This window comes from Microbacterium alkaliflavum (assembly GCF_044325405.1).
GTDB classification, from domain to species: Bacteria; Actinomycetota; Actinomycetes; order Actinomycetales; family Microbacteriaceae; genus Microbacterium; species Microbacterium alkaliflavum.
Map to the genome: position 1 here is coordinate 552,235 of NZ_JBIQWL010000003.1, position 22,773 is coordinate 575,007.

A 22,773-nucleotide genomic window follows, 5' to 3' on the forward strand; every position below is an offset into this window, starting at 1 on the left:
GTTGTACTGTTATCCACCCGGATGACGGCGGAAAGAGTAGAGGGGGCCCGCATGATCCTGGTTCGTCACGAGATCGGCGAAGTGTTGCGCGACCTCCGTCTGCAGAAGGGTCGCACCCTTCGTCAGGTCGCCGGCCGCGCAAGTGTCGCTCTCGGTTATCTCAGTGAAGTGGAGCGCGGTCAGAAGGAGGCGTCGAGCGAGATCCTCGCCTCGGTCGCCGACGCGCTCGACGTGCCCATCTCCACCATCATGCGTGAAGTGGGCGATCGCATCTCGGTCCTCGAGGGCCTGCAGAGCTTCCCCGACGTCGTCCCCGACGACCTCGCGGGTCTCGACACCGATTTCCAGGCCGAGCTGTCGCTGCGCTGACGCTTCTTCTTCTCAGCAGTCATGCGTCGCAGTGAGTTCGAGCGCGCCGTCGAGGCCGAGTTCGGTCCTCGCGCGGCCGCGCTGATGGCCGACCTGGTGCTGCCCTCGATGGGGGATCGCACGGCCAAGCAGGCGATGGATGCCGGCATCCCGCCCCGCGAGATCTGGCTCGCGCTGTGCGAAGAGGCCGACGTGCCTCTCGACCGCCGCTACGGTGTCGGACGGCTGGAGCCGCGCCGCCACTGATCGGCGTGTCATCGAACTTGCGTTCGAGAGAGGCGTAGTCTCCTGCACAGCAGGTGTCGAACGGTGCTTGTCCACCGCTTCGGGCGGAGCGAAGGCGAATGTCGGAGCCCTTCCCTAGCGTGGACCACGTCGAACGACACCCACGCCTTGTCGCAGCATCCGCCCCACCCGGAGCGGAGCGCGACAGCCTACAGGCGACGGAACGCGAGCATCAGGAGCACGTCATGCCCTCAGCAGTAGACCGCGAAAAGGCCCTCGAGTCGGCCCTCGCACAGATCGACCGGCAGTTCGGAAAGGGCTCGGTCATGCGACTGGGCAGTGACGAGCGTGCCCCGGTCGAGGTCATCTCCACCGGCTCCATCGCCCTCGACGTCGCCCTCGGCGTCGGCGGCCTGCCGCGTGGCCGCATCATCGAGATCTACGGTCCTGAGTCGTCGGGTAAGACGACGCTGACCCTCCACGCGATCGCCAACGTGCAGCGCGCGGGCGGCATCGCCGCGTTCATCGACGCCGAGCACGCGCTCGACCCCGACTACGCGCAGAAGCTCGGCGTCGACATCGACCAGCTGCTCGTGTCGCAGCCCGATACGGGTGAGCAGGCGCTCGAGATCGCCGACATGCTCGTGCGCTCCGGTGCCATCGACCTCGTCGTCATCGACTCCGTCGCCGCCCTCGTGCCCAAGGCCGAGATCGAGGGCGAGATGGGCGACTCGCACGTCGGTCTGCAGGCGCGCCTCATGTCGCAGGCGCTGCGCAAGCTCACGGGTGGTCTGAACCAGACCAACACGACGATGATCTTCATCAACCAGCTGCGCGAGAAGATCGGCGTGTTCTTCGGCTCGCCCGAGACGACGGCCGGTGGAAAGGCGCTCAAGTTCTACGCGTCGGTGCGCCTCGACATCCGTCGCATCGAGACCCTGAAAGACGGCGCCGACGCCGTGGGCAACCGCACCCGCGTCAAGGTCGTCAAGAACAAGATGGCTCCGCCCTTCAAGCAGGCCGAGTTCGACATCCTGTACGGCGTCGGCATCTCGCGCGAGGGCAGCCTCATCGACTTCGGCGTCGAGCACGCCATCGTCAAGAAGTCGGGCGCCTGGTACACGTACGACGGCGAGCAGCTCGGTCAGGGCAAGGAGAACGCCCGCAACTTCCTCCTCAAGAACGAAGACGTCGCGGCCGACATCGAGACGAAGATCAAGGCCAAGCTCGGCATCGGCGTTCCCCGCGGTGCCGCCGAGACTCCCGCCGAAGACGAGCTGGCCAAGCGCCGCCCGGCGTGATGATGTTTCGACGGCGCTCAACAACCGTGTTTCGACGGCGCTCAACAACCGGGGTGAGCTGTGCGTGACGACGGGGGCGAGCAGGACTCGCTCGCCCCCGTGATCCCGCTGTTCGGCGGGGTGGTGCCCGAGCAGTCGGAACACTCGCCCAGCGAACCCAGGGACGAGTCTGCGCAGGGCGGTGTCTACGCCGTCGGGCCGACCGACGAGGCTCCCGCCGTCGACGCGACTGCGGTCGACGGTGCCGCATGGCACCCCATGTGGACGGCCGACCGGCCGGGCGAGGCTGACGGCGAGCTCCCGGCGCCGAGTGTCGAGCTTGCCGAGAAGGCGCTGTTGAAGAAGCTCCGCACCCGCTCGCTCTCGATCGCCGAGGCGCGCAGCCTGCTGCGCGAGCACGACCTCGACGACGCGGCGGTGGAGCACGTGCTGGCGTCGCTCGAGGACTACGGGTACCTCGACGACGCCGCCCTTGCCGAGCAGCTCATACACGCGGGGGTCGACCGGAAGGGTCAGGGGCGTCAGGCGATCGCCCAGACGCTCGCGAAGCGGGGCATACCGCGCGACGTCGCCGACGCGGCACTGGCGGTACTGCCCGACGACGATCTCGAGCGGGCCCTGGAGTTCGCCCGGGGCAAGGCCCGCTCGCTGCGCAGCCTCGACCGCGACACCGCGCTGCGCCGGCTTTCGGGTCAGCTCGCCCGTCGCGGCTACGGCGGATCGCTCGCGATGACCGCGGCCCGCATCGCGCTCGACGAGAGTCCGGCCGCGTCGAGCGGCGTGCGGTTCCGCTGACCCCCGTCCGAGGGGGTCCACGGCATCGGATCGGGCGGTCGCCCTCAGACCCCGCGCATGTTGCGGATCGTAGAATGTTCCCCATCATGTCTTCCCCCTCCTCCACCCCGACGCTCATCGCGCCGTCGCCCGCGGCGACGTCTGCCGACGGGCACGCGCGCACCTACGAGGTGCGCACGTTCGGCTGCCAGATGAACGTCCACGACTCCGAGCGGCTCTCGGGCTCGCTGGAGAGCGCGGGCTACGTGCGCGCGGAACTCGGTGAAGAGGCCGACGTCGTCGTGATCAACACGTGCGCCGTCCGCGACAACGCGGCCGGAAAGCTCTACGGCACCCTCGGGCACCTGAAGTCGCGCAAGGACCACCACGAGGGCATGCAGATCGCCGTCGGCGGCTGCCTCGCCCAGATGGACAAAGACGTCGTGCAGCAGAAGGCGCCGTGGGTCGATGTCGTCTTCGGCACGCACAACATGGGATCCCTGCCCAGCCTGCTCGAGCGTGCGCGGCACAACGGCGAGGCCGAGCTCGAGATCCTCGAGTCGCTCGAGATCTTCCCGTCGACTCTTCCGACCAAGCGCGACTCGATCTACAGCGGCTGGGTGTCGATCTCGGTCGGCTGCAACAACACCTGCACCTTCTGCATCGTGCCGAGCCTCCGCGGCAAGGAGAAGGACCGCCGGCCCGGCGACATCCTGAACGAGATCCGGCTCCTGGTCGACGACGGGGCGATCGAGGTCACGCTGCTCGGCCAGAACGTGAACTCCTACGGGGTGGAGTTCGGCGACCGTCAGGCGTTCGGCAAGCTCCTCCGCGCCGCGGGCGAGATCGAGGGCCTCGAGCGCATCCGCTTCACGAGCCCGCACCCCGCCGCCTTCACCGACGACGTCATCGATGCGATGGCCGATACGCCCGCCGTCATGCCGCAGCTGCATATGCCGTTGCAGTCCGGCAGCGACCGCATCCTCCGCGCGATGCGCCGCTCCTATCGCAGCGATCGGTTCCTCGGCATCCTCGACCGCGTGCGCGAGCGCATGCCGCACGCCGCCATCACGACCGACATCATCGTCGGGTTCCCCGGCGAGACCGACGAGGACTTCGAAGAGACGATGCGCGTCGTCGAGGCATCCCGATTCTCGAGCGCCTTCACCTTCCAGTACTCGATCCGCGAGGGCACACCCGCCGCGACGATGCCCGACCAGGTGCCCAAGGCGGTCGTGCAGGAGCGCTACGAGCGGCTCATCGCACTGCAGGAGCGCATCTCGCTCGAAGAGAACCAGAAGCAGCTCGGCCGTGCGCTCGAGGTGCTGGTGTCGACCGGTGAGGGCAAGAAGGACGCCGAGACGCACCGCCTCACGGGCCGCGCCGAAGACAACCGTCTCGTGCACTTCGAGGTGCCGGCGGGCTCGGTCGTGCCGCGACCGGGCGATGTCGTGTCGGTCGCCGTGACGCATGCCGCGCCCTTCCACCTGCTCGCCGACGCCCCCGACGGTGCGCCGCTGCGCATCCGCCGCACGCGCGCGGGCGACGCGTGGGATCGGTCGCTCGCCGAGTCGTGTGGCGTGCCGACCCCCGCAGCCGACGCGTCGACAGGCTCAGCGGGAGCCAAGCGCGCCGTGTCGCTGGGTCTGCCCACGCTGCGCGTCGGCGTCTGACCGCTGTGGCGGCGAGCCCCGCGCTCTGGGCCCTCGTCGGCGCGACCGGCACGGGCAAGACCGCGCTGTCGCTCGACCTCGTCGAAGCACTGGCCGCGCGCGGCCGCTCCGCCGAGATCGTCAACGCCGACGCGATGCAGCTGTACCGCGGCATGGACATCGGCACCGCGAAGCTGCCTGTCAGCGATCGGCGCGGCATCCCGCACCATCTCTTCGACGTCCTCGACGTGACGGACGATGCCGCCGTCGCCTGGTATCAGGATGCCGCCCGCGCGGCGATCACCGACATCCACGACCGCGGCTCCGATGCCGTGCTCGTCGGCGGCTCAGGCCTGTACGTGTCGAGCGTGCTCTTCGACTTCCGCTTCCCGCCACGCGACGCCGAGGTGCGGGCACGGCTCGAGGCCGAGCTCGAGGAGCACGGGCCCGGCCCCCTGTTCGAACGTCTTCGCATCGCCGACCCGGCGGCCGCGGAGCGCATGGACTCCCGCAACGGACGACGCATCGTCCGGGCTCTCGAAGTCCTCGAGCAGGGCTCCGAGACGCATGGCGCGACGCTTCCCGACGAGCCGGTGCTCTGGCATCCCGAGACCCGGATCGTCGGCGTCGGCGTGCCGCGTGAAGAGCTCGTGGGCAGGCTCGACGAGCGGGTCGAGGGAATGTGGCGCGACGGGCTCCTCGACGAGGTGGTCGCGCTGCGCGAGCGCGGACTCGAACACGGTCTGACGGCGCGACGGGCGATCGGGTACGCCCAGGCGCTGGCACAGCTGCGTGGCGAGCTGGCCGAGCGCGAGGCGATCGCGCAGACGCAGCAGCTCACGCGACGCTATGCGCGACGGCAGGTCTCGTGGTTCAAGCGCTATGCCGACGTGACCTGGGTCGGGCCGGGGCATCCCGGTACGCAGCTGCTGGAGGAGAGCGCATGACGATCGAGATCACCCCGTTCGCACCGGCCCAGACGGAGGCGGTCGTCGCGCTGTGGCACGCGGCAGGTCTCACGCGCCCGTGGAACGACCCGCATCGAGACATCGAGCGCAAGCTCGCCGTGCAGCCCGAGCTCTTCCTCGTCGCTGTCGACGGCGACGAGGTCGTCGGGTCGGTCATGGCAGGCTACGACGGGCACCGCGGCTGGCTCTACTATCTCGCAGCGGCGCCCGAGCGCCGCGGCGAGGGGATCGCGCGGCTGCTCGTCGCCGAGGCGGAGTCTCGACTCCTCGCGATGGGATGCCCCAAGGTGCAGCTCATGGTGCGGCCCGACAACGAGGGAGCCCGCGGCTTCTACGACGCGATCGGCTACGAGCCCTTCGACACGTGGGCGACGGGGAAGCGGCTGATCGCCGACGTCTGACCTCTACTCGGCCGGTATCGGCACCGAGCGGCTGCCGACTCGGCCGCCGACTCCGAGCGTCGCCAGAAGGGCCTCCAGCGCCGTGCGCGCATCGTCTCGCCTCCCGGTGCCGACGGCGCGCGTCACGGCGTCCTCGAGGCTCCTGCGCGCCTGGCGGGCGGTCTCCACGGCCCCGCGTCCGGCATCCGTGAGCGCGAGCACACGACGCCGCGCGTCCGCCGGGTCAGGGGATGCCGCGACGTAGCCGAAGTCGACGAGCTCGGCGATGGTCTTGGACATCGCCTGCTGCGAGACCTCCAGCGCATCCGCGAGCCGCGTGATGCTCGTCGGCTCGACGAGGAGCCTCTGGAAGACGTAGCCGTGGCGCACGCGCAGGCCGTCGTACCCGGCGTCTTCGAGGGCGCGGACGACGTGCGCGTCGACGGCGCCCCCGGCGAGCGAGACCAGGTCGATGATCGACGGATTCACATTCACACAACCATGGTTGTGTATCATCGCGCGTATGACAAGCACGGAAGACGTCGTCCGCCGCTACTTCGCGATCGTCGCCGACCTCTCGTCGTCGACCGACGAGCTGCGCGGCATCCTGGATCCCTCCGCCGTGTTCACCGAGCTGCCCAACCCGATCTCGCCCTCCGGGCACGTGCGCACCGTCGACGAGACCGTTGCCGGGTTCGAAGCCGGCAAGGCGCGCCTGGCGGCCCAGTCGATCGAGATCCATGAGGTGCTCGTCGAGGGCGAGCGCGCTGCGGTCCGCTCGACGTGGCGCGGCACGGTGGGTCAGACCGAGATCGTCGCGCACATGGCGGGCTTCGTCACGGTGCGCGGCGATCGCGTCGTCGCCCACGAGACCTACGACTGCTACGAGCCGTTCGCGCTCTGACCTGGCCCGGATCTCGGCTGCGTGCGGCTGGTGAGGCTGCGCCGACGCCCTCTCGCGGCGTGTCGTCAGAGGCAGCCGAGATGCGGCACGGGACGCACCACTCGTGCGCTCCGTAGAATCGGAGGATGCCGCAGACCATCCCGTTCACGAAAGGTCACGGCACGGGCAACGACTTCGTGATCGTGCCCGACCCCGACGGCGTCCTCGACCTGAGTGACGAGCAGATCGCCGCGCTCTGTGACCGGCGCTTCGGCATCGGAGGGGACGGCGTGCTCCGCGTCGTGCGCTCGGCCGCCGTCGACGAGGGCGACGAGGCTGCGGAGTGGTTCATGGACTACCGCAACGCCGACGGCTCGAAGGCCGAGATGTGCGGCAACGGCATCCGCGTCTACACGCGCTACCTCCTCGAGACGGGACTCGCGACGCTCGACGACGGCGCCTCGCTGCCGGTCAGCACCCGCAACGGAGTGCTGCCGCTGACGCGCAGCGAGCTGGGGTTCGAGGTCGACCTGGGCCGTTTCCGCGTCGAGGAGGACGAGACGCTCGTACGGGCACGGGGCCTGTCGGTGCCGCGCCCAGGGCTCGGCATCGACGTCGGGAATCCGCACGTCGTGGTGGCGCTCCCGGCCGACGATGAGCTCGACGGGCTCGACCTCGCGGTGCGGCCGCAGCTGCAGCCCGAGCCGCCGCGCGGCGCGAACATCGAGTTCGTCGTGCCGTCCGACCCGCTCGTGCGTGACGGCGTCGGGGCGATCCGCATGCGCGTCTTCGAGCGCGGCGTCGGCGAGACGCTGAGCTGCGGAACGGGCGTCGCGGCCTCCGCGCTCGCCGTGCGCCACTGGGCCGGTCAGGCCGCCCCCGACCGCTGGACCGTCGACGTGCCCGGCGGGCGGCTCGGCGTGCGCGTGGCCCAGGTCGGCGGCGAGCCGCACGTCTTCCTCTCAGGCCCGGCGACGCTCGTGTTCTCGGGCGAGGTCGCGCTCGCCTGACGGCCGCGAGGCCGCACCCAGACACCTCGGCGTTTCAGTGGGCGCGATGTGTCGGCATCCGCCCTCCCGGCGGCGAGTTGCGCCCACTGAGCGCGCCGTCCCCGGCCGCGCCGGCGTCGAGTGGGCCCGAATCGTCGCGTCGCGCGCCGGAGGCGACGATTCGCGCCCACCGAAGCCCAGGCTCAGGGGAGCTGCAAGGGCTCCGTGCGCGGCGAGCCGTGCCTGCGCACCTTGAGCACCCGGAAGCCGCGACCCGTCGCGGCCCGGTGCACGCTGTAGCCGTCGTCGAACGTGGCGGCGAGCCAGCGCTGCAGGGAGTCCGAGCCGAGGTTGCGCTGCACGACGAGCCACGCGTCGGACCGCTCGTCGAGCCGCGGGATCCAGCGCTCCAGCAGGCCGTGCAGCTCGTGCTTCCCGACGCGGATGGGCGGGTTGGAGCGGATCGTGCGGAACGACACGTCGTCGGGAACATCATCCGGCAGCGCGGCGTTCACATTGGCGAGGCCGAGCGCCTCGGCGTTGCGGCGCACGAGGTCGAGCGCCCGCTCGTTGACGTCGACCGCCCACACGGTGGCGTGCGGCGACTCGAGCGCGATGCTCAGCGCGATCGGTCCCCAGCCGCTGCCGAGGTCCAGGACGTGTCCGCTGGCGGGCGGCGGGGGAGTGTTCGCAAGCAGCACGCCCGTGCCCGAGTCCACGTGCTCGGGGCTGAAGACGCCCCGCGCAGTCGTGACCTCGACGTCGCGCCCCGCGAGCTGAACGCGGATGCGACGGAGGTTCTCGGGACTGGAGGGCGACGCGCTGAAGTAATGGTCGCCGCTCATGGCTCATGAGCGTAGCGGAGAGGCTTCCCTGTGCGGGAGCGGGGGCGCGGCGAAGCCGCCGACGAGCGTCAGCGAGCCCTCGCGGGGAACTCCCCGCGACGGAAAAGCGTAGAGTTTACGGATTGCCTCGGGGCCTGGCAACCCGTTCGACAGGGTAACCGGACAGGGGCATCCCGGAAGGAAGACATGACCGATACCACCACACCTCAGAGCACCGAAGATACGCCGGTCGACCCGGTGGATCGGGTGCTGGCGCGTGCGGACGCACGCTCGGGGGTGCGGGTCTTCGGTGCTGCGCAGGCGCTTCAGGACGAGACGACGATCTCGCGCGCCGACACCGACGGCGAGCAGTGGGACCGCGAAGAGCGTGCCGCCCTGCGTCGCGTCCCGGGCCTTTCGACGGAGCTCGAAGACGTCACCGAGGTCGAATACCGGCAGCTGCGTCTCGAGAACGTCGTGCTCGTCGGCGTGCACCCGCAGGGCGAGCAGGAGGATGCCGAGAACTCCCTGCGCGAGCTTTCCGCGCTCGCCGAGACGGCGGGCGCCGTCGTGCTCGATGGCGTGCTGCAGCGCCGCCCGCATCCCGACCCCGCGACCTATGTGGGCCGTGGCAAGGCCGCCGAGCTGCGCGACATCGTCGCGTCGGTCGGCGCCGATACCGTCATCGCCGACACCGAGCTCGCACCGAGCCAGCGTCGCGCGCTCGAGGATGTCGTGAAGGTGAAGGTCATCGACCGCACGACCGTGATCCTCGACATCTTCAGCCAGCACGCCAAGAGCCGCGAGGGCAAGGCGCAGGTCGAGCTCGCGCAGCTCGAATACCTCCTCCCGCGCCTGCGCGGCTGGGGTGACTCGATGAGCCGCCAGGCCGGTGGCCAGGTCGGCGCCGGCGGCGCGGGCATGGGGTCGCGCGGTCCCGGTGAGACGAAGATCGAGCTCGACCGCCGCCGCATCCGCACGAAGATGGCACAGCTGCGCCGGCAGATCCGCGACTTCGCGCCCGCGCGCGACGCCAAGCGCGCCGAACGCAAGCGCAACACCGTCCCTGCCGTTGCGATCGCGGGCTACACGAACGCCGGCAAGTCGTCACTGCTCAACCGCCTCACGCGCGCGGGAGTGCTCGTCGAGAACGCCCTCTTCGCGACCCTCGACACCTCGGTGCGCCGCTCCGAGACGACCGACGGGCGCGTCTACACGCTGACCGACACCGTCGGCTTCGTGCGCAACCTGCCGCATCAGCTCGTCGAGGCCTTCCGGTCGACGCTCGAGGAGGTCGGCGACGCCGACGTCATCCTGCACGTCGTGGATGCGTCGCATCCCGATCCGGGCGCGCAGCTCAAGACGGTGCGAGATGTCATCGGCGACGTGGGCGCGCGCGACACGCGTGAGCTCGTCGTGTTCAACAAGGCGGACCTCGCGAGCGACGACGAGCGGATGCTGCTGCGCGGCCTCGAGCCCGACGCGATCTTCGTCTCGTCGCGCACGGGCGAAGGCATCGAGGAGCTGCGGGCGGCGATCGAGGCGGCGCTGCCGCTGCCGGCCGTCGAGGTGCGGGCGCTCGTGCCCTACGGCCGCGGCGACCTCATCTCGGCCGCGCACGAGACGGGGCACATCCTCTCGCAGACGCACGAGGTCGAGGGCACGGCGCTGCATGCCTACGTGTCCGAGCGCCTCGCGGCAGAGTTCGCGCCCTTCCGCGTCTAGCTGAGCTCGAGCGGCGGCACGTCGGGCGTCTCGAAGCCGAACACGGCGCCGAGGAACGCGACCTCCTTCTCGAGCGCATCCACGATGGTCTCCGACCTGCGGAAACCGTGGCCCTCGCCGTCGTAGAGCACATACGCGTGCCGGATGCCGCGCGCCGCGAGCGCGTCGCGGATCGCCTCCGACTGCGAAGGCGGCACGACTTCGTCCTCCGAGCCCTGCAGGAGCAGCACCGGCACGCGGAATCGCTCCGGGCGGCCGAGCGGTGACCGCTCGACGTACAGCCTCTCTGCGCGCGGGAGCGGACCGATGAGCCCGTCGAGGTAGTGCGACTCGAAGTCGTGCGTCTCGGCGGCGAGCATGCGGGCATCGCCGACCCCGTAGCGCGAGATGCCGGCGGCGAACACGTCGGTGCCGACGAGGGCCGCGAGCACGGTCCAGCCTCCTGCCGAGCCACCCTCGATCGCGAGGCGCGCGGCGTCGGACCGTCCCTCCGCCGCGAGGCCCGCGGCGGCCGCCGCAACGTCATCGACGTCGACGACGCCCCACTGGCCGCGCAGCCTCTCGCGATATTCGCGCCCGTAGCCGGAGGATCCGCCGTAATTGACGTCGAGCACGCCGATGCCGCGGCTCGTGAAGTAGGCGACCTTCCCGGATGCTGCGCCCCCGACATGCCCCGTGGGTCCGCCGTGCACGAACACGACGTAGGGCGGCAGCTCGCCCGCGGGGGCGTGCGCGGCGGGATTCGTCGGCGGGTAGTCGAAGGCGTGGACGGGGCCGTGGCGGCCGTCGATCGTGACGGCGCGGGCGCGCGGCATCCATTCGGCGTCCCAGGGCGCGTCCGCGCCGGCGATGCGTTCGACTCCGCCCGTGTCGATGTCGACGAGCCAGACCGCCGGGGGAGAAGCCGCGCCCGAGCCCGAGACCAGCAGACGTGCACCTGACACGTCTTCGATCGTCGTGTTCGCCACGACGTCGACGTCGAGCGCGCGGACTTCGCCGCTGTCCGGGTCGATCACGACGAGCTCATCGGCGCCGTTCGTGCGCACCGCGACGATGCGGCCGTCGTCGAGGGGCGCGAACCAGCGCATGCCGAGCACCCACAGCGGGCCGCCCGTGTCGGCGTCGGCGGGGGCCACGTCCTCGTGGTCGAGGTCGAAGTCCAGTCGCAGGCGCCAGATGTTCCAGCGACCCGATGGATCGTCGGCGTAGAGCAGGTCGTCGGCGTCGACCCAGGTCGGCTGGAGCGCCGATGTCGTGCCGCTCGTCACGGTCGTCCACTCGGCGACGATGCCGCCCTCGAGGCGGCCGACCCGTACTTCGGTGCGGTCCCACGGCATGTCGGGGTGGTTCCACGCGACCCACGCGAGGTGACGGCCGCCGGGCGAGAGAGCGGGCTGCGCGACGAAGTCGGTGTGCGCCGTCAGCGGCACGACGCGCCAGTGGCCGGTGGTCGCGACCGAGACGATGTCGCGTCGCGGCACACGTGTGCCGTGCACCTCTCGGATCGCGAGGAGGCGCCCCTCCTGCCACGTGAGCCCGCCGAAGCGCACGTCGTCGTCGGGGGGCGTGAGCGGCACGGGCGGCTCGCCGGGGGTCACGGCCCAGATGCGCTGGTCGGCCTTCTCGACGAAGTACAGGATGCCGTCATCCGATGCCGTCCACACCCCGCCGCCGTACTCGTGCACGCGGGAGCGCGCGTTCCACGGCGCCGGCAGCAGCTCCTCCACGCGTCCGCCGGGCTGTCTGCGGCGCACCGTCGTGCGCGCGCCCTCCTCGGGGACGCTCTCGCCCCACCAGATCTCGTCGCCCACGAAACGGGCGCCGTCCAGCCGTGGAGAGGCCGCTGAGACGGCCGCGGCGGTGACGGGAGAGGGCCAGGATCCGAACGGGAGCTCTCGGCTCATGACGTCCACCGTACGCCCCGTTCCCGTGTCGTTCGGCATCCCTATGGAGATATGCCTTTGCGGCAATCGACCTCGACACACATCGTCACACTGCTCGCCTGGCGCCCGCCGAGTGCTCTACCGTGGTCGAATCGTCGCCCGGCTGACCCCCGGGCGGTGGAGCGACAGCCGAGCCCGGCACCCGCCCGCGATGACACCGCGCCCCTCCTCGGGGGGATGCGCGGGCCGCGGCCGACCGGCCTCCTCGTCCCTCTACCGAAGTGCAGCTCATGCCCGCATACCCGACGTCCACCGATCAGGTGCCGTTCTCGTTCGAGCTCTACCCGCCGCGCACCGACGCCGCGACCGCCGCCCTGCACGAGACGATCCGCCACCTCGCCGCGGCCGGACCCCGCTTCATCTCCGTCACGTACGGAGCCGGCGGGTCGACCGGCGGTCGTTCGCTCGAGCTCGTCCGCCACATCCTCGACACGACCGACGTGCAGCCGCTCGCGCACCTCACGTGCGTCGGCACCACGTACGAGGGTGCGGCGCGGCTCATCCGCGAGTTCCTCGACGCCGGCATCACGAGCTTCCTCGCGCTGCGCGGCGACCCGCCGGCGGGGTCGAGCGAGGATGACGAGTTCCTCGGCGACCTCGAGACGGCCGCGCAGCTCGTGCAGCTGATCCACCGCGCCCAGGCCGAGTGCACGCCGTTCACGGAGGCGTCGATCCCGGGCGTGCCGGTCGCCGCGCGCATCGCGGAGCGTCCGCGCGCCGAGGTCGCGGTCGCCGCATTCCCGAACGGGCATCCACGGTCGCGGCACCCGCTCGAGCACATCGACGCGCTGCTCGCGAAGCAGGCGGCGGGCGCCACCTCGGCGATCACGCAGCTCTTCTTCCACGCCGACGACTACCTCGGGTTCGTGGAGGAGTCGCGCGCGGCCGGGGTCGTCATCCCGATCCTGCCGGGGATCATGCCGATCGTCTCCTCGGCGCGTCTGCACCGCGTGCTCGAGCTGACCGGCGAGAAGCTTCCCGCCGACCTTGCCGCCCGGCTCGAGGCGGAGCCGACCGCCGAGGGTCAGCGCGCCGTCGGCGTCGATCACGCCGCGACGCTGGTGCGCGAGGTCGTCGACGGCGGAGCGCCCGGCATCCATCTCTACGCGTTCAATCACCACGAAACCGTCCTCGAGGTGCTCCACGAAGCGGGAGCCCTCACCCCCTACGAACTGGAGGTCGCACGATGACCACTTCCTTCCCCACCGGAACGATCCTGGGCTACCCGCGCATCGGGCGCGCCCGCGAGCTCAAGCGCGCCGTCGAGGCCCACTGGGCCGGGGCGCTCGGCCAGGCCGACCTCGAGGCGACGACGGCAGGGCTGCGCAGCGCGACGCGCGAGCGGCTCGCCGGCCTCGGGCTGGGGCGTGACGACTCGTCGATCCCCGAGTCGTTCTCGTACTACGACCAGGTGCTCGACGCCGCCGTCGCCGTCGGCGCTCTGCCCGAGCGGTTCGCGCACCTGCGCGACGCCGACGGCTCGATTGGCCTCGCGGCGTACTTCACGGCCGCGCGAGGCGCGGGCGAACTCGCCCCGCTCGAGCTCACGAAGTGGTTCGACACGAACTATCACTACCTCGTGCCCGAGATCGGACCCGAGACCGTCTTCGCGCTGTCGACCGACCGCTTCGCGCGCCAGGTCGCCGAGGCGCGCGCCGATGGCTACGTCACGCGTCCCGTCGTCGTCGGGCCCGTCACGCTGCTCGCGCTCTCGAAGGCGTCCGACGCGGCTCCTGCGGGCTTCTCGCCGCTCGACCGCCTCGACGACCTTCTCCCCGCGTACGTCGAGCTGCTCGCTTCGCTCCGCACGGCGGGGGCGGAATGGGTGCAGCTCGACGAGCCCGCGCTCGTGAGCGAGAGCCTGCCGGTGGATGCCGCCGAACTCGCCGCTGCTGCGACGCGTGCCTACGGCGTGCTCGGCGCCGCCGCGGACCGTCCCGCGATCCTCGTCGCGGCCCCGTACGCCCAGCTGACCCCCGCTGCGTGGCGCGCGCTCGCCGCCGCCCCCGTCGAGGCGCTCTCGCTCGACCTCACACGCGGCGCGGTGCCGGCGGCCGCGCCCGGACTCGCGGGCAAGACGCTCGTCGGCGGTGTCGTCGACGGCCGCAACATCTGGCGCGGCGACCTCGAAGCCGCCTGGGCGAAGCTCGGCGAGCTCGCGGCTCTCGCCGGCGGCGTGAGCGTCGGCACCTCGACGTCGCTGCAGCACGTCCCGCACGACGTCGCCCTCGACCCCGAGCTGGACACCCGCCTCGTGTCGTGGCTCGCCTTCGCCGACCAGAAGGTCGCGCAGGTCGCGACGCTCGCGCGCGGCCTCGCCGAAGGACGCGCGGCGATCGACGCCGACATGGCTGCCGCATCCCTCGCCCTCGCCGACCGTCTCGGCGCACCCGGCGTGCGCGACGGCGCCGTGCGGGGCCGCGCGGCGCAGCTGGGCGCCGCCGACTTCACGCGCGACGACCACGAGATCCGTCTCGCTGCGCAGGAGGCCGCCCTCGACCTGCCGGTGCTGCCGACCACGACGATCGGATCCTTCCCGCAGACGGGCGACATCCGCCGGTTCCGCGCGCAGCACGACCGCGGCGAGCTGTCGACCGCCGAGTACGAGGAGCTGCTGCGCCTCGAGATCGCCGCCGTCGTCGGGCTGCAGGAGGAACTGGGACTCGACGTGCTCGTGCACGGCGAGCCCGAGCGCAACGACATGGTGCAGTATTTCGCCGAGAACCTCGGCGGATTCGCCGTGACGCGCAACGGCTGGGTGCAGTCGTACGGATCGCGCGCGACGCGCCCGTCGATCCTGTGGGGCGACGTGTCACGCCCCGCCCCCATCACGGTGACGTGGTCGCAGTTCGCGCAGTCGCTGTCCGACCGGCCGGTCAAGGGAATGCTGACGGGTCCCGTCACGATCCTCGCGTGGTCGTTCGTGCGCGACGATCAGCCCCTCGGCGAGACGGCGAACCAGGTGGCGCTCGCACTGCGCGACGAGATCGCCGACCTCGAGGCGGCCGGCATCGGCATCGTCCAGGTCGACGAGCCGGCCCTGCGTGAGCTGCTGCCGCTGAAGCAGGGCGACCAGCCCGCCTACCTCGAATGGTCGGTCGACTCGTTCCGCCTCGCGACCGCGGGTGCGCAGCCGGAGACGCAGGTGCACACGCACCTCTGCTACTCGGAGTTCGCGGTCGTCATCGACGCCATCGCGGCGCTCGACGCCGACGTCACCTCGATCGAGGCGGCCCGCAGCCGCGGCGAGGTCATCTCGGACATCGCGACGTCGGGCTTCACGCACGGCATCGGGCCCGGCGTGTACGACATCCACTCGCCGCGCGTGCCGTCGGTCGCCGAGATCGCCGACCTCCTGCGCCGCGCCGTCGACGAGCTGCCGCTGCGACAGGTGTGGGTCAACCCGGACTGCGGGCTCAAGACCCGCGCCTACCCCGAGACGGTCGCCTCGCTCCAGAATCTCGTCGAGGCGACGCGTCTCGTGCGGCAGGGTGTGGGCGTCGCGGTCTAGCGACGGGGCTTGGTCTTCGTAGACCCGGATGCCTCGGCGGCGCCCTCCTCGGAGGTCGCCGCCGGGGCATCCTCCGTCTCGGCCTCGGCCTCGGGCTCGGCCTCGGCCTCGGCCTCGGGCTCGGCCTCGGGCGCGGGCTCAGGTTCAGGTTCGGGCTCGGGTTCGGGCTCGGGCGCGGCCTTCGGGTCATCGACGCTCGGCGCGGTGTCGTCGGCGTCCGCCCCGGTGTCGTCGGCGGTCGTCTCCGTCCACACGGCGAGGGCTGCGGCTGAGGCCTGCGCATCGGCGGCGGCCGCCTCGGCATCGGCAGCGGCGAGTTCCGCGTCGATCGCGGCGCCCGTCGCCACCTCGGCCTCGGTCGGAGTGATCAGCTCCTCGGGGCGCTTCTGGAGCAGCTCGAGCACCCAGGCGACGGCGAAGGCGACGACGATGACGAGGAGCACGTCACCGGCCGACAGCGGCCGCAGGGCGTAGAGCCAGAGCACCGCGAGGATCGCAATGACGACGCGGATCAGCACGCGGGAGCGCGCCAGCCACAGACCGAACCCGCCCGTGTTCAGGCCCCGTGCCGCGAGCGAGCGGCGGGCGGACGAGTTCATGCTGCGCACGACACCGCGCGAGCGGACGGCGGGCGACGAGCCGCCCATGAACCAGCCGAGCACCGCGATGAAGACACCGAGCAGGGCGATGATCGCCGCCGTCTGGCGCATCGACTCGATCAGCTGGCCGTAGATGACGTCGAGCGCCGCGACCGACAGGTCGAGCTGCGCGCCCGCCTGTCCGATGAGCGGATAGCCGACGGCGAACCCGAGCGCGAGCGCGCCGCCGCCGAGGGCGAAGCCGATGCCGGTGCCGACGATCGCGACGCTGCGTCGGCGGGCGATCAGGATGCCGAGGCCGAACAGCGCGAGGGTGATGATCGGCAGCCACCAGCCGAGGGTCGATGCGATCGCGTAGGTCGTGCGGATCGTGACGAGGGCGGAGCCCGTGCCGATGATGACGACCTTGTCGATCGTCGGGATCATCGACGCGACGCCGACCCCCCGGTCGACGAGGTTCTGCTTCACGCGGTCGACGATGGCGCCGAGCTGGATGCCGACCCCCTGGTCCGTCATGACGACGACGCCGTTGCCGTCGGACGTGGCCGCCGCGGTCAGCGCGCGGTGCGCGGCGCGCGTCGTCGTGGCCCACACGTCGGCGAAGGCGTCCGACTGCACGACACGGGTCACCGTCGTGTTGACGAGGTTCTGCAGACCGTCGGCCGCGGGCGCCTTGAGCAGGTCGAGCGCCTGCTTGGCGCGCGGGCCGAGGCCCAGATCGGAGATGCCGTCGAAGACGTTGGAAGTGAGCTGCTTGAAGTCGACCTGCGCCTGGATGGCGTCCATCGTCTCGTCGACGATCATCTGCTGCACGGCGGGGTCGCTCGCGAGCGGAGCGAGGGTGTTGACGAATGCCTCTTCGTCCACGAGCTGCACGCGCGCCCAGGCGCTGACGATCGACACCGGCACGAGGATCGCCGCGATGACGATCACGAGTGCGGAGACCCACGCGCGCCACGTGCCCTTGCGGCGAGGAGCCGCGGGGGCGGGCTCGACAGGCGCCGTGACGCGCAGGTTCTCGTTCTCCGTGCGCAGGCGCTCGACTTCAGCGCGGAGATCGTCGATCTCGGACGTGGCCATGTCCCCACCTTTCCTCGGCGCCACCCCCGGCGCCCTGGGGCCATTGTGCCCGCCGGTGCCCACGTTGGCCATGGATACGCGTCCGGCCTCGTCCTGCGTGGGCGAGGCCGGGACAGAGGGGCGGGATGCCTCCGCCGCGGAGGCTGTCAGACGGCGCGCAGGACCGCCACGACCTTGCCGAGCACCACCGCGTCGTCGCCGAGGATCGGCTCGAAGGCGGAGTTGCGCGGGAGGAGCCAGGTATGGCCGTCGCGCTGGCGGAACGCCTTGACGGTCGCCTCGCCCTCGAGCATGGCCGCGACGATGTCTCCGTTCTCGGCCGTCGCCTGCGAGCGCACCACGACCCAGTCGCCGTCGCAGATCGCCGCATCGATCATGGACTCGCCCACGATCTTGAGCATGAACAGGTCGCCCTTGCCGACGAGCTGGCGGGGAAGGGGGAAGATCTCTTCGATCTGCTGGTCGGCGGTGATCGGCACTCCCGCGGCGATGCGGCCGACGAGCGGCACGAGTGCCGCGTCGCCGACGGACGGCGCGGTGTCGGCCGGATTCTCGGCGGCGACACCCGGGAGGTCGATGAGCACCTCCATGGCGCGTGTCTTGCCGGCGTCGCGCCGCAGATAGCCGCTCAGCTCGAGCTGGTTGAGCTGGTGCGTGACGCTCGAGAGCGACTTGAGGCCGACGGCGTCGCCGATCTCGCGCATGCTCGGCGGGTAGCCGTGGCGCGCGATGGAGCGCTGGATCACCTCCAGGATCGCGAGTTGCTTGTCGCTCAGGCTCTTGCGCCGGCGGGTCTGAGGCTTGTCGCGGCCGCTCGCGTCGGTCATCGTCGCAGCTCCTGTCTGGCGCTCCGGATGGGCAGCGTCTTCGAATGTCGGAGGCCCGTGGTGGGGTGTCTCTGTCGAAACGGTATCCGGTCGGCGAGGCGATCCGCAGCACCACTGCCCGCGTGTCGCGTTCGAGGGTCCGGAGTCCGATTCGACGCTTGACACCTCATTCTATCGAAGATAACTTCGGAATGAAGGTTCGCATCTGCCTCTCCCGGCCGAGCGGCGGATGCGAACCTCTTCCCTCCAGGAGGACGCCATGACCGCGATCGGCATCACGAGCACCGCTTTCCCGAGCACCACCGCCGCCCCGACGCGCCTTCGTCTCACGACGCGCGGGCGTCGCGTCGTCGCGTTCCTCGCCGCGCTGCCGGCGATCGTCGCGCTGGGGGTCGCCCTCGTCGTGGGCGGCTCCTCCGCACTGGCGTCGCGCGACGCCGGGTCGCCCGCGGGGTCGTTCCAGACGATGACGGTCACGGCGGGCGAGTCGCTGTGGTCGATCGCACAGGAAGTCGCGCCCCAGGCAGACCCGCGTGACGTCGTCGACGCGATCGTGCGCCTCAATGCGCTCGACGGGGTCGCGGTGTCGGCGGGTCAGCGTCTCGCTATCCCCCTGGAGTACGCGCAGGGGCGCTGAGGGCAGGCAGACCGCCGATCCCACGCGCTCTACGATGGGAGAGGTGACCGTCCGCCTGGATCAGCTCCCCCTTCGCGACGACCTCCGCGGCCTGACGCCCTATGGCGCGCCGCAGGCGCCGCTGCCCGTCGCCCTCAACGTCAACGAGAACACGCATCCCGTTCCGCAGGAGGTCGCGGACGACATCCTCGATTCCATCGCACTCGCGCTGCGCGACGTCAACCGCTACCCCGACCGCGAGTTCACTCCGCTGCGCGAAGGCTTCGCCGACTACCTCGGCCACGGCCTCACCCGCGACCAGATCTGGGCAGCCAACGGCTCGAACGAAGTGCTGCAGCACGTGCTGCAGGCCTTCGCCGGTCCCGGCCGCACGAGCTTCGGCTTCGCGCCGACGTACTCGATGTATCCGCTGCTCACGCGCGCCACGGGCGCGACCTGGATCGCCGGTGAGCGCGCCCACGATTTCAGCGTCAGCGCGGAGAGCGCCGCGGCGCAGGTCGCCGATGCCGCGCCCGACGTCGTGTTCCTCTGCGCGCCCAACAACCCGACGGGCACCCCGATGGGCCTCGACGTCGTCGAGGCCGTCTACGACGCGACCGACGGCATCGTCGTCGTCGACGAGGCCTACTTCGAGTTCGCGCCGCGCGAGGAGCGCTCGGCTCTGACGCTCCTGCCCGGTCGTGAGCGGCTGGTGGTCTCGCGCACCATGAGCAAGGCCTTCGCGTTCGCGGGCGCGCGCGTGGGCTATCTCGCCGCCGACCCCACCGTCATCGACGCGCTCCGGCTCGTGCGCCTCCCGTACCACCTGAGCGCCCTCACGCAGGCGGCGGCCGTCGCGGCCCTGCGCCACGCCCCCACGATGCTGCGCATGGTCGACGAGATCGTCGCGCAGCGCGACCGCATCTCGGCGACGCTCGACGCGCTCGGCTACGAGCCGCACGAGTCGTGGACCAACTTCGTGCTCTTCGGGGGGGTCGCCGACCCGGCCGAGACGTGGCAGGCGCTCTACGACCGCGGAGTGCTCATCCGCGACGTCGGCATCCCGCATCACCTGCGCGTCTCGGCGGGCACCGAGGAGGAGACGACCGCGTTCCTCGACGCCCTCGCCTCGATAGAATCGGCCTCATGACGACGCGCACCGCGACGCTCCGCCGTGCGACGAGCGAGTCCACGGTCGAGCTCGAACTCGACCTCGACGGCACCGGCCGCAGCCACATCGACACGACGGTGCCGTTCTTCGACCACCTCCTGACGGCATTCGCGAAGCACTCGCTCACCGACCTCACGGTGCGGGCCTCCGGCGACACCGACATCGACGCGCACCACACGGCGGAAGACGTCGCGATCGTGCTCGGCCAGGCGATCCGCCAGGCCCTGGGCGACAAGTCGGGCATCTCGCGGTACGGCGACGCCCTCGTGCCCCTCGACGAGGCTCTCGCGCAGGCGGTCGTCGACATCTCCGGCAGGCCGTACCTCGTGCACACCGGCGAGCCCGCGGGGTTCGAGTTCCACCTCATCGGTGGCCACTTCACTGGCTCGCTCGTGCGTCACACCTTCGAGGCGATCACGTTCAACGCCGGCCTGACGGTGCACGTGCGCGTGCTCGAGGGTCGAGACCCTCACCACATCGCGGAGGCCGAGTACAAGGCGTTCGCCCGCGCGTTCCGCCAGGCCAAGGCGCTCGACCCGCACGTCGACGGCATCCCCAGCACGAAGGGTGCGCTGTGACGCGACCCGTCGTCGCCGTGCTCGACTACGGGTCGGGCAACGTCCACTCCGCCGTCAAGGCGCTCGATGCGGCGGGCGCCGATGCGCGCCTGACCAAGGACCGGCGGCTCGTGCTCGAGGCCGACGGCCTCGTCGTGCCCGGCGTCGGCGCCTTCCGCGCCGTGATGGAGTCGCTGACGGCGAGCCGCGGCGACGAGCTCATCGGCCGCCGTCTCGCCGGCGGTCGCCCCGTCCTGGGCATCTGCGTCGGCATGCAGGTGCTCTTTGAGCGGGGCGTCGAGCGCGGGGTCGACACCGAGGGGCTCGGCGAGTGGCCGGGCACCGTGACCGAGCTCGACGCGCCCGTCCTCCCGCACATGGGGTGGAACACCGTCGAGGTCGGCGAGGGGAGCCGCCTGTTCGCCGGCATCGAGGGCGAGCGCTTCTACTTCGTGCATTCGTTCGGGGCGCAGAAGTGGCACCTCGACGTGCAGCCGCCGTTCCCGCAGCCGACGCTCACGTGGTGCGGCTACGGCTCGTCGCCGTTCCTCGCGGCCGTCGAGAACGGACCGCTGTCGGCGACCCAATTCCACCCCGAGAAATCGGGGCAGGCCGGCATCCGGCTGCTGTCCAATTGGATCGGCGGGCTGGGCACGGCTACCCTCTGAACTCGTGCCTTTGTGCGGGAACCGTCCCGCGGCCGCGATGCGCTTCGAGGATCCATGACCGATTTCGCCTCCCGTCCTGAACTCACCCTTCTCCCCGCGGTCGACGTCGCCGACGGCAAGGCCGTGCGCTTGACGCAGGGCGAGGCCGGCTCGGAGACGAGCTACGGCGATCCCGTCGAGGCCGCCGTCGAATGGGCCAAGCAGGGTGCCGAGTGGGTGCACCTCGTCGACCTCGACGCCGCCTTCGGCCGCGGCACGAACGCCCCGATCCTGCGCAAGGTCATCAAGCAGGTGCGCGGCGTGCAGGTGGAGCTGTCCGGCGGCATCCGCGACGACGCGACCCTCGAGGCCGCGCTCGAGTCCGGCGCCGCGCGCATCAACCTCGGCACGGCGGCGCTCGAGAACCCCGAGTGGGCGGCCGACGTCATCGGCCGCTACGGCGATGTCATCGCCGTCGGTCTCGACGTGCGCGGCACGACCCTTGCGGCTCGCGGCTGGACCCGCGAGGGCGGCGATCTGTGGACCGTCCTCGACCGCCTCGAAGCAGCCGGCTGCAGCCGCTACGTCGTGACCGACGTCACGAAGGACGGCACGCTGCGCGGTCCGAACCTCGACCTCCTGCGCGAAGTGACCTCGCGCACGCCGAAGCCCGTCGTCGCGTCGGGCGGCATCTCGAGCCTCGACGACATCGCGGCGCTCCGCGACCTCGTGCCGCTCGGCGTCGAGGGCGCGATCGTCGGCAAGGCCCTGTACGCGGGTGCGTTCACGCTCGCCGAGGCGCTGGATGTCGCCCGGGGCTGACGCTGCGCACCACCACGGCGCCGACTCCGCCGGCGTTCCCTGGGAAGGTCGACGCTTCGAGGCGAACCCGCACTCGAGCGACGACGGCTCCGCCGACCCGCGCCTGCTCGCGGCGCTCCTCGCGTTCCGCGAGGGCACGGGCGACCAGGTCGCGATCGTCGACGCCTACCGGTCGGCGCGCCTGCTGATCCCGCTCGTCGCCGAGAAGGGCGACCACGGCATCGGCGCGCACGGGCTCGTGGTCGACAAGACGCAGGAGCTCTCGATCGTCACGGTCGCCGCGCCCGACGGCCGGAAGGTGCTGCCCGTGTTCACCTCGGTGCAGGCGATGACGAGATGGGATGCCGCAGCGCGGCCGGTGCCCGCCGACGGCGTCCGCACGGCTCTGGCGGCCGCCGACGACGACACCGATCTCATCGTCGTCGACCCGGGCTCCGAGACGGAGTTCGTGCTGCGCCGCCCCGCCGTGTGGGCGATCGCGCAGGGTCAGCCGTGGGAGCCGAGTTTCGCGTCACCCGAGGTCTTCGCGGGCCTTCAGGCGAGCGTCGGCGGCGAACTGGCCGTGCTCGACCTCGCCGTCGCGCCGGGCGACCCGACCGGCCGCCTGCGCGGACCCGAGCTCGTCGTGCGGCTCGAGCTCATGCCCGGCCTCGACCAGACCGAGCTCGACGCCGTCCTCGGGCGGCTCGCCAAGCGCTGGGCCTCCGACGACCGCATCGCCGTGCTCGTCGACTCGCTCACGGTCAAGCTCATCCGCGCCCGCTGACCCGCGCGACCGCCCGGCCGCTCACTCGCGCCGGTTCGCGAGGTCGACCGCCATTCGCCGCAACCGGAGGTCTCGGCACCCCGTTCGCTTGCGCCGATTGGCGATGCCGAGCGCCATTCGCCGCAACCGAAGGTCTCGGCATCC

23 protein-coding genes are annotated in these 22,773 nt (G+C 71.4%); 18 read left to right on the plus strand and 5 right to left on the minus strand.

The window, feature by feature from the left end:
* Positions 1 to 51 precede the first annotated feature (51 nt).
* The 7 genes from ACH3VR_RS11605 to ACH3VR_RS11635 all read left to right on the plus strand — a co-directional run bounded on the left by ACH3VR_RS11605 (position 52) and on the right by ACH3VR_RS11635 (position 5,690).
* Positions 52 to 369, plus strand: coding sequence for a helix-turn-helix domain-containing protein (locus ACH3VR_RS11605; RefSeq protein ID WP_397556449.1), 318 nt, complete (start codon positions 52 to 54; stop codon positions 367 to 369).
* 21 nt (positions 370 to 390) lie between these two features.
* Positions 391 to 615, plus strand: a complete 225-nt coding sequence (locus ACH3VR_RS11610) for a DUF3046 domain-containing protein (protein ID WP_397556450.1) — start codon at positions 391 to 393, stop codon at positions 613 to 615.
* Between the two features lie 224 nt (positions 616 to 839).
* Positions 840 to 1,895, plus strand: coding sequence for a recombinase RecA (recA, locus tag ACH3VR_RS11615; RefSeq protein ID WP_397556451.1), 1,056 nt, complete (start codon positions 840 to 842; stop codon positions 1,893 to 1,895).
* A 60-nt stretch (positions 1,896 to 1,955) separates the two neighbouring features.
* Entirely contained in the window at positions 1,956 to 2,690 is a 735-nt protein-coding gene (locus tag ACH3VR_RS11620) for a regulatory protein RecX (RefSeq protein ID WP_397556452.1), read from the plus strand.
* An 86-nt stretch (positions 2,691 to 2,776) separates the two neighbouring features.
* Entirely contained in the window at positions 2,777 to 4,342 is a 1,566-nt protein-coding gene (miaB, locus tag ACH3VR_RS11625) for a tRNA (N6-isopentenyl adenosine(37)-C2)-methylthiotransferase MiaB (RefSeq protein ID WP_397556453.1), read from the plus strand.
* Complete coding sequence (miaA, locus tag ACH3VR_RS11630) at positions 4,339 to 5,268, plus strand: tRNA (adenosine(37)-N6)-dimethylallyltransferase MiaA (RefSeq protein ID WP_397556516.1); 930 nt, start codon at positions 4,339 to 4,341, stop codon at positions 5,266 to 5,268. Before miaB ends, miaA begins: the two co-directional genes overlap by 4 nt.
* Positions 5,265 to 5,690: a GNAT family acetyltransferase gene (locus tag ACH3VR_RS11635; protein WP_397556454.1), complete on the plus strand. Its 426-nt coding sequence runs from the start codon at positions 5,265 to 5,267 to the stop codon at positions 5,688 to 5,690. Before miaA ends, ACH3VR_RS11635 begins: the two co-directional genes overlap by 4 nt.
* A 3-nt stretch (positions 5,691 to 5,693) precedes the next feature.
* Here ACH3VR_RS11635 and ACH3VR_RS11640 read toward each other — a convergent pair whose 3' ends face one another.
* Positions 5,694 to 6,164 (minus strand): MarR family winged helix-turn-helix transcriptional regulator, encoded by a 471-nt coding sequence (locus ACH3VR_RS11640; protein WP_397556455.1) that lies wholly within the window; start codon positions 6,162 to 6,164, stop codon positions 5,694 to 5,696.
* Between the two features lie 28 nt (positions 6,165 to 6,192).
* Between ACH3VR_RS11640 and ACH3VR_RS11645 the strand changes: the two genes are divergently transcribed.
* Positions 6,193 to 6,573: a nuclear transport factor 2 family protein gene (locus ACH3VR_RS11645; RefSeq protein WP_397556456.1), complete on the plus strand. Its 381-nt coding sequence runs from the start codon at positions 6,193 to 6,195 to the stop codon at positions 6,571 to 6,573.
* 125 nt (positions 6,574 to 6,698) lie between these two features.
* Entirely contained in the window at positions 6,699 to 7,562 is an 864-nt protein-coding gene (dapF, locus tag ACH3VR_RS11650; protein WP_397556457.1) for a diaminopimelate epimerase, read from the plus strand.
* A 182-nt stretch (positions 7,563 to 7,744) separates the two neighbouring features.
* On the opposite strand, the gene ACH3VR_RS11655 is transcribed toward dapF, so the two are convergent.
* The gene (locus ACH3VR_RS11655; protein WP_397556458.1) at positions 7,745 to 8,386 is read right to left on the minus strand and encodes a class I SAM-dependent methyltransferase; all 642 of its coding nucleotides are present in this window, start codon (positions 8,384 to 8,386) and stop codon (positions 7,745 to 7,747) included.
* Between the two features lie 186 nt (positions 8,387 to 8,572).
* On the opposite strand from ACH3VR_RS11655, the gene hflX reads away from it, so the two are divergent.
* Positions 8,573 to 10,090 (plus strand): GTPase HflX, encoded by a 1,518-nt coding sequence (hflX, locus tag ACH3VR_RS11660; protein WP_397556459.1) that lies wholly within the window; start codon positions 8,573 to 8,575, stop codon positions 10,088 to 10,090.
* On the opposite strand, the gene ACH3VR_RS11665 is transcribed toward hflX, so the two are convergent.
* A complete protein-coding gene (locus ACH3VR_RS11665; RefSeq protein ID WP_397556460.1) occupies positions 10,087 to 11,994 on the minus strand; it encodes a S9 family peptidase in 1,908 nt (635 codons plus the stop codon). The genes hflX and ACH3VR_RS11665 overlap by 4 nt on opposite strands.
* A gap of 269 nt (positions 11,995 to 12,263) precedes the next feature.
* Between ACH3VR_RS11665 and ACH3VR_RS11670 the strand changes: the two genes are divergently transcribed.
* Both ACH3VR_RS11670 and metE read left to right on the plus strand, forming a co-directional pair.
* The gene (locus tag ACH3VR_RS11670; protein WP_397556461.1) at positions 12,264 to 13,223 is read left to right on the plus strand and encodes a methylenetetrahydrofolate reductase; all 960 of its coding nucleotides are present in this window, start codon (positions 12,264 to 12,266) and stop codon (positions 13,221 to 13,223) included.
* On the plus strand, positions 13,220 to 15,544 hold the full coding sequence (gene metE, locus ACH3VR_RS11675; RefSeq protein ID WP_397556462.1) for a 5-methyltetrahydropteroyltriglutamate--homocysteine S-methyltransferase: 2,325 nt from the start codon (positions 13,220 to 13,222) through the stop codon (positions 15,542 to 15,544). Before ACH3VR_RS11670 ends, metE begins: the two co-directional genes overlap by 4 nt.
* Here the strand turns inward: metE and ACH3VR_RS11680 are convergent.
* A complete protein-coding gene (locus ACH3VR_RS11680; protein ID WP_397556463.1) occupies positions 15,541 to 17,223 on the minus strand; it encodes a hypothetical protein in 1,683 nt (560 codons plus the stop codon). The genes metE and ACH3VR_RS11680 overlap by 4 nt on opposite strands.
* Before the next feature lie 146 nt (positions 17,224 to 17,369).
* Positions 17,370 to 18,050, minus strand: a complete 681-nt coding sequence (gene lexA, locus ACH3VR_RS11685; RefSeq protein ID WP_397556464.1) for a transcriptional repressor LexA — start codon at positions 18,048 to 18,050, stop codon at positions 17,370 to 17,372.
* 259 nt (positions 18,051 to 18,309) lie between these two features.
* Here lexA and ACH3VR_RS11690 point away from each other — a divergent pair, with 259 nt between their 5' ends.
* The 6 genes from ACH3VR_RS11690 to ACH3VR_RS11715 are packed head-to-tail and all read left to right on the plus strand — an operon-like array spanning position 18,310 to position 22,629.
* A complete protein-coding gene (locus tag ACH3VR_RS11690; RefSeq protein ID WP_397556465.1) occupies positions 18,310 to 18,687 on the plus strand; it encodes a LysM peptidoglycan-binding domain-containing protein in 378 nt (125 codons plus the stop codon).
* Between the two features lie 34 nt (positions 18,688 to 18,721).
* Positions 18,722 to 19,816, plus strand: coding sequence for a histidinol-phosphate transaminase (locus ACH3VR_RS11695; RefSeq protein ID WP_397556466.1), 1,095 nt, complete (start codon positions 18,722 to 18,724; stop codon positions 19,814 to 19,816).
* Positions 19,813 to 20,415 carry an imidazoleglycerol-phosphate dehydratase HisB gene (gene hisB / locus ACH3VR_RS11700; protein WP_397556467.1) on the plus strand — a complete coding sequence of 201 codons (603 nt, stop codon included), beginning with the start codon at positions 19,813 to 19,815 and terminating at the stop codon, positions 20,413 to 20,415. The genes ACH3VR_RS11695 and hisB overlap by 4 nt, the downstream gene beginning before the upstream one ends.
* Complete coding sequence (hisH, locus tag ACH3VR_RS11705) at positions 20,412 to 21,062, plus strand: imidazole glycerol phosphate synthase subunit HisH (RefSeq protein ID WP_397556468.1); 651 nt, start codon at positions 20,412 to 20,414, stop codon at positions 21,060 to 21,062. The genes hisB and hisH overlap by 4 nt, the downstream gene beginning before the upstream one ends.
* A gap of 54 nt (positions 21,063 to 21,116) precedes the next feature.
* Positions 21,117 to 21,863 (plus strand): bifunctional 1-(5-phosphoribosyl)-5-((5-phosphoribosylamino)methylideneamino)imidazole-4-carboxamide isomerase/phosphoribosylanthranilate isomerase PriA, encoded by a 747-nt coding sequence (priA, locus tag ACH3VR_RS11710; RefSeq protein ID WP_397556469.1) that lies wholly within the window; start codon positions 21,117 to 21,119, stop codon positions 21,861 to 21,863.
* Positions 21,847 to 22,629, plus strand: coding sequence for an SseB family protein (locus tag ACH3VR_RS11715; RefSeq protein ID WP_397556470.1), 783 nt, complete (start codon positions 21,847 to 21,849; stop codon positions 22,627 to 22,629). The genes priA and ACH3VR_RS11715 overlap by 17 nt, the downstream gene beginning before the upstream one ends.
* Positions 22,630 to 22,773 lie beyond the last annotated feature (144 nt).

Coding starts and splice junctions, on each gene's coding strand:
- lexA (WP_397556464.1), bottom strand. CDS start 18,050: ATGACCGACGCGAGCGGCCGCGACAAGCCTCAGACCCGCCGGCGCAAG.
- priA (WP_397556469.1), top strand. CDS start 21,117: ATGACCGATTTCGCCTCCCGTCCTGAACTCACCCTTCTCCCCGCGGTC.
- ACH3VR_RS11690 (WP_397556465.1), top strand. CDS start 18,310: ATGACCGCGATCGGCATCACGAGCACCGCTTTCCCGAGCACCACCGCC.
- hflX (WP_397556459.1), top strand. CDS start 8,573: ATGACCGATACCACCACACCTCAGAGCACCGAAGATACGCCGGTCGAC.
- ACH3VR_RS11695 (WP_397556466.1), top strand. CDS start 18,722: ATGGGAGAGGTGACCGTCCGCCTGGATCAGCTCCCCCTTCGCGACGAC.
- dapF (WP_397556457.1), top strand. CDS start 6,699: ATGCCGCAGACCATCCCGTTCACGAAAGGTCACGGCACGGGCAACGAC.
- ACH3VR_RS11635 (WP_397556454.1), top strand. CDS start 5,265: ATGACGATCGAGATCACCCCGTTCGCACCGGCCCAGACGGAGGCGGTC.
- ACH3VR_RS11610 (WP_397556450.1), top strand. CDS start 391: ATGCGTCGCAGTGAGTTCGAGCGCGCCGTCGAGGCCGAGTTCGGTCCT.
- ACH3VR_RS11645 (WP_397556456.1), top strand. CDS start 6,193: ATGACAAGCACGGAAGACGTCGTCCGCCGCTACTTCGCGATCGTCGCC.
- ACH3VR_RS11670 (WP_397556461.1), top strand. CDS start 12,264: ATGCCCGCATACCCGACGTCCACCGATCAGGTGCCGTTCTCGTTCGAG.
- recA (WP_397556451.1), top strand. CDS start 840: ATGCCCTCAGCAGTAGACCGCGAAAAGGCCCTCGAGTCGGCCCTCGCA.
- metE (WP_397556462.1), top strand. CDS start 13,220: ATGACCACTTCCTTCCCCACCGGAACGATCCTGGGCTACCCGCGCATC.
- hisB (WP_397556467.1), top strand. CDS start 19,813: ATGACGACGCGCACCGCGACGCTCCGCCGTGCGACGAGCGAGTCCACG.
- ACH3VR_RS11715 (WP_397556470.1), top strand. CDS start 21,847: ATGTCGCCCGGGGCTGACGCTGCGCACCACCACGGCGCCGACTCCGCC.
- ACH3VR_RS11605 (WP_397556449.1), top strand. CDS start 52: ATGATCCTGGTTCGTCACGAGATCGGCGAAGTGTTGCGCGACCTCCGT.
- miaB (WP_397556453.1), top strand. CDS start 2,777: ATGTCTTCCCCCTCCTCCACCCCGACGCTCATCGCGCCGTCGCCCGCG.
- ACH3VR_RS11655 (WP_397556458.1), bottom strand. CDS start 8,386: ATGAGCGGCGACCATTACTTCAGCGCGTCGCCCTCCAGTCCCGAGAAC.
- ACH3VR_RS11665 (WP_397556460.1), bottom strand. CDS start 11,994: ATGAGCCGAGAGCTCCCGTTCGGATCCTGGCCCTCTCCCGTCACCGCC.
- ACH3VR_RS11680 (WP_397556463.1), bottom strand. CDS start 17,223: ATGGCCACGTCCGAGATCGACGATCTCCGCGCTGAAGTCGAGCGCCTG.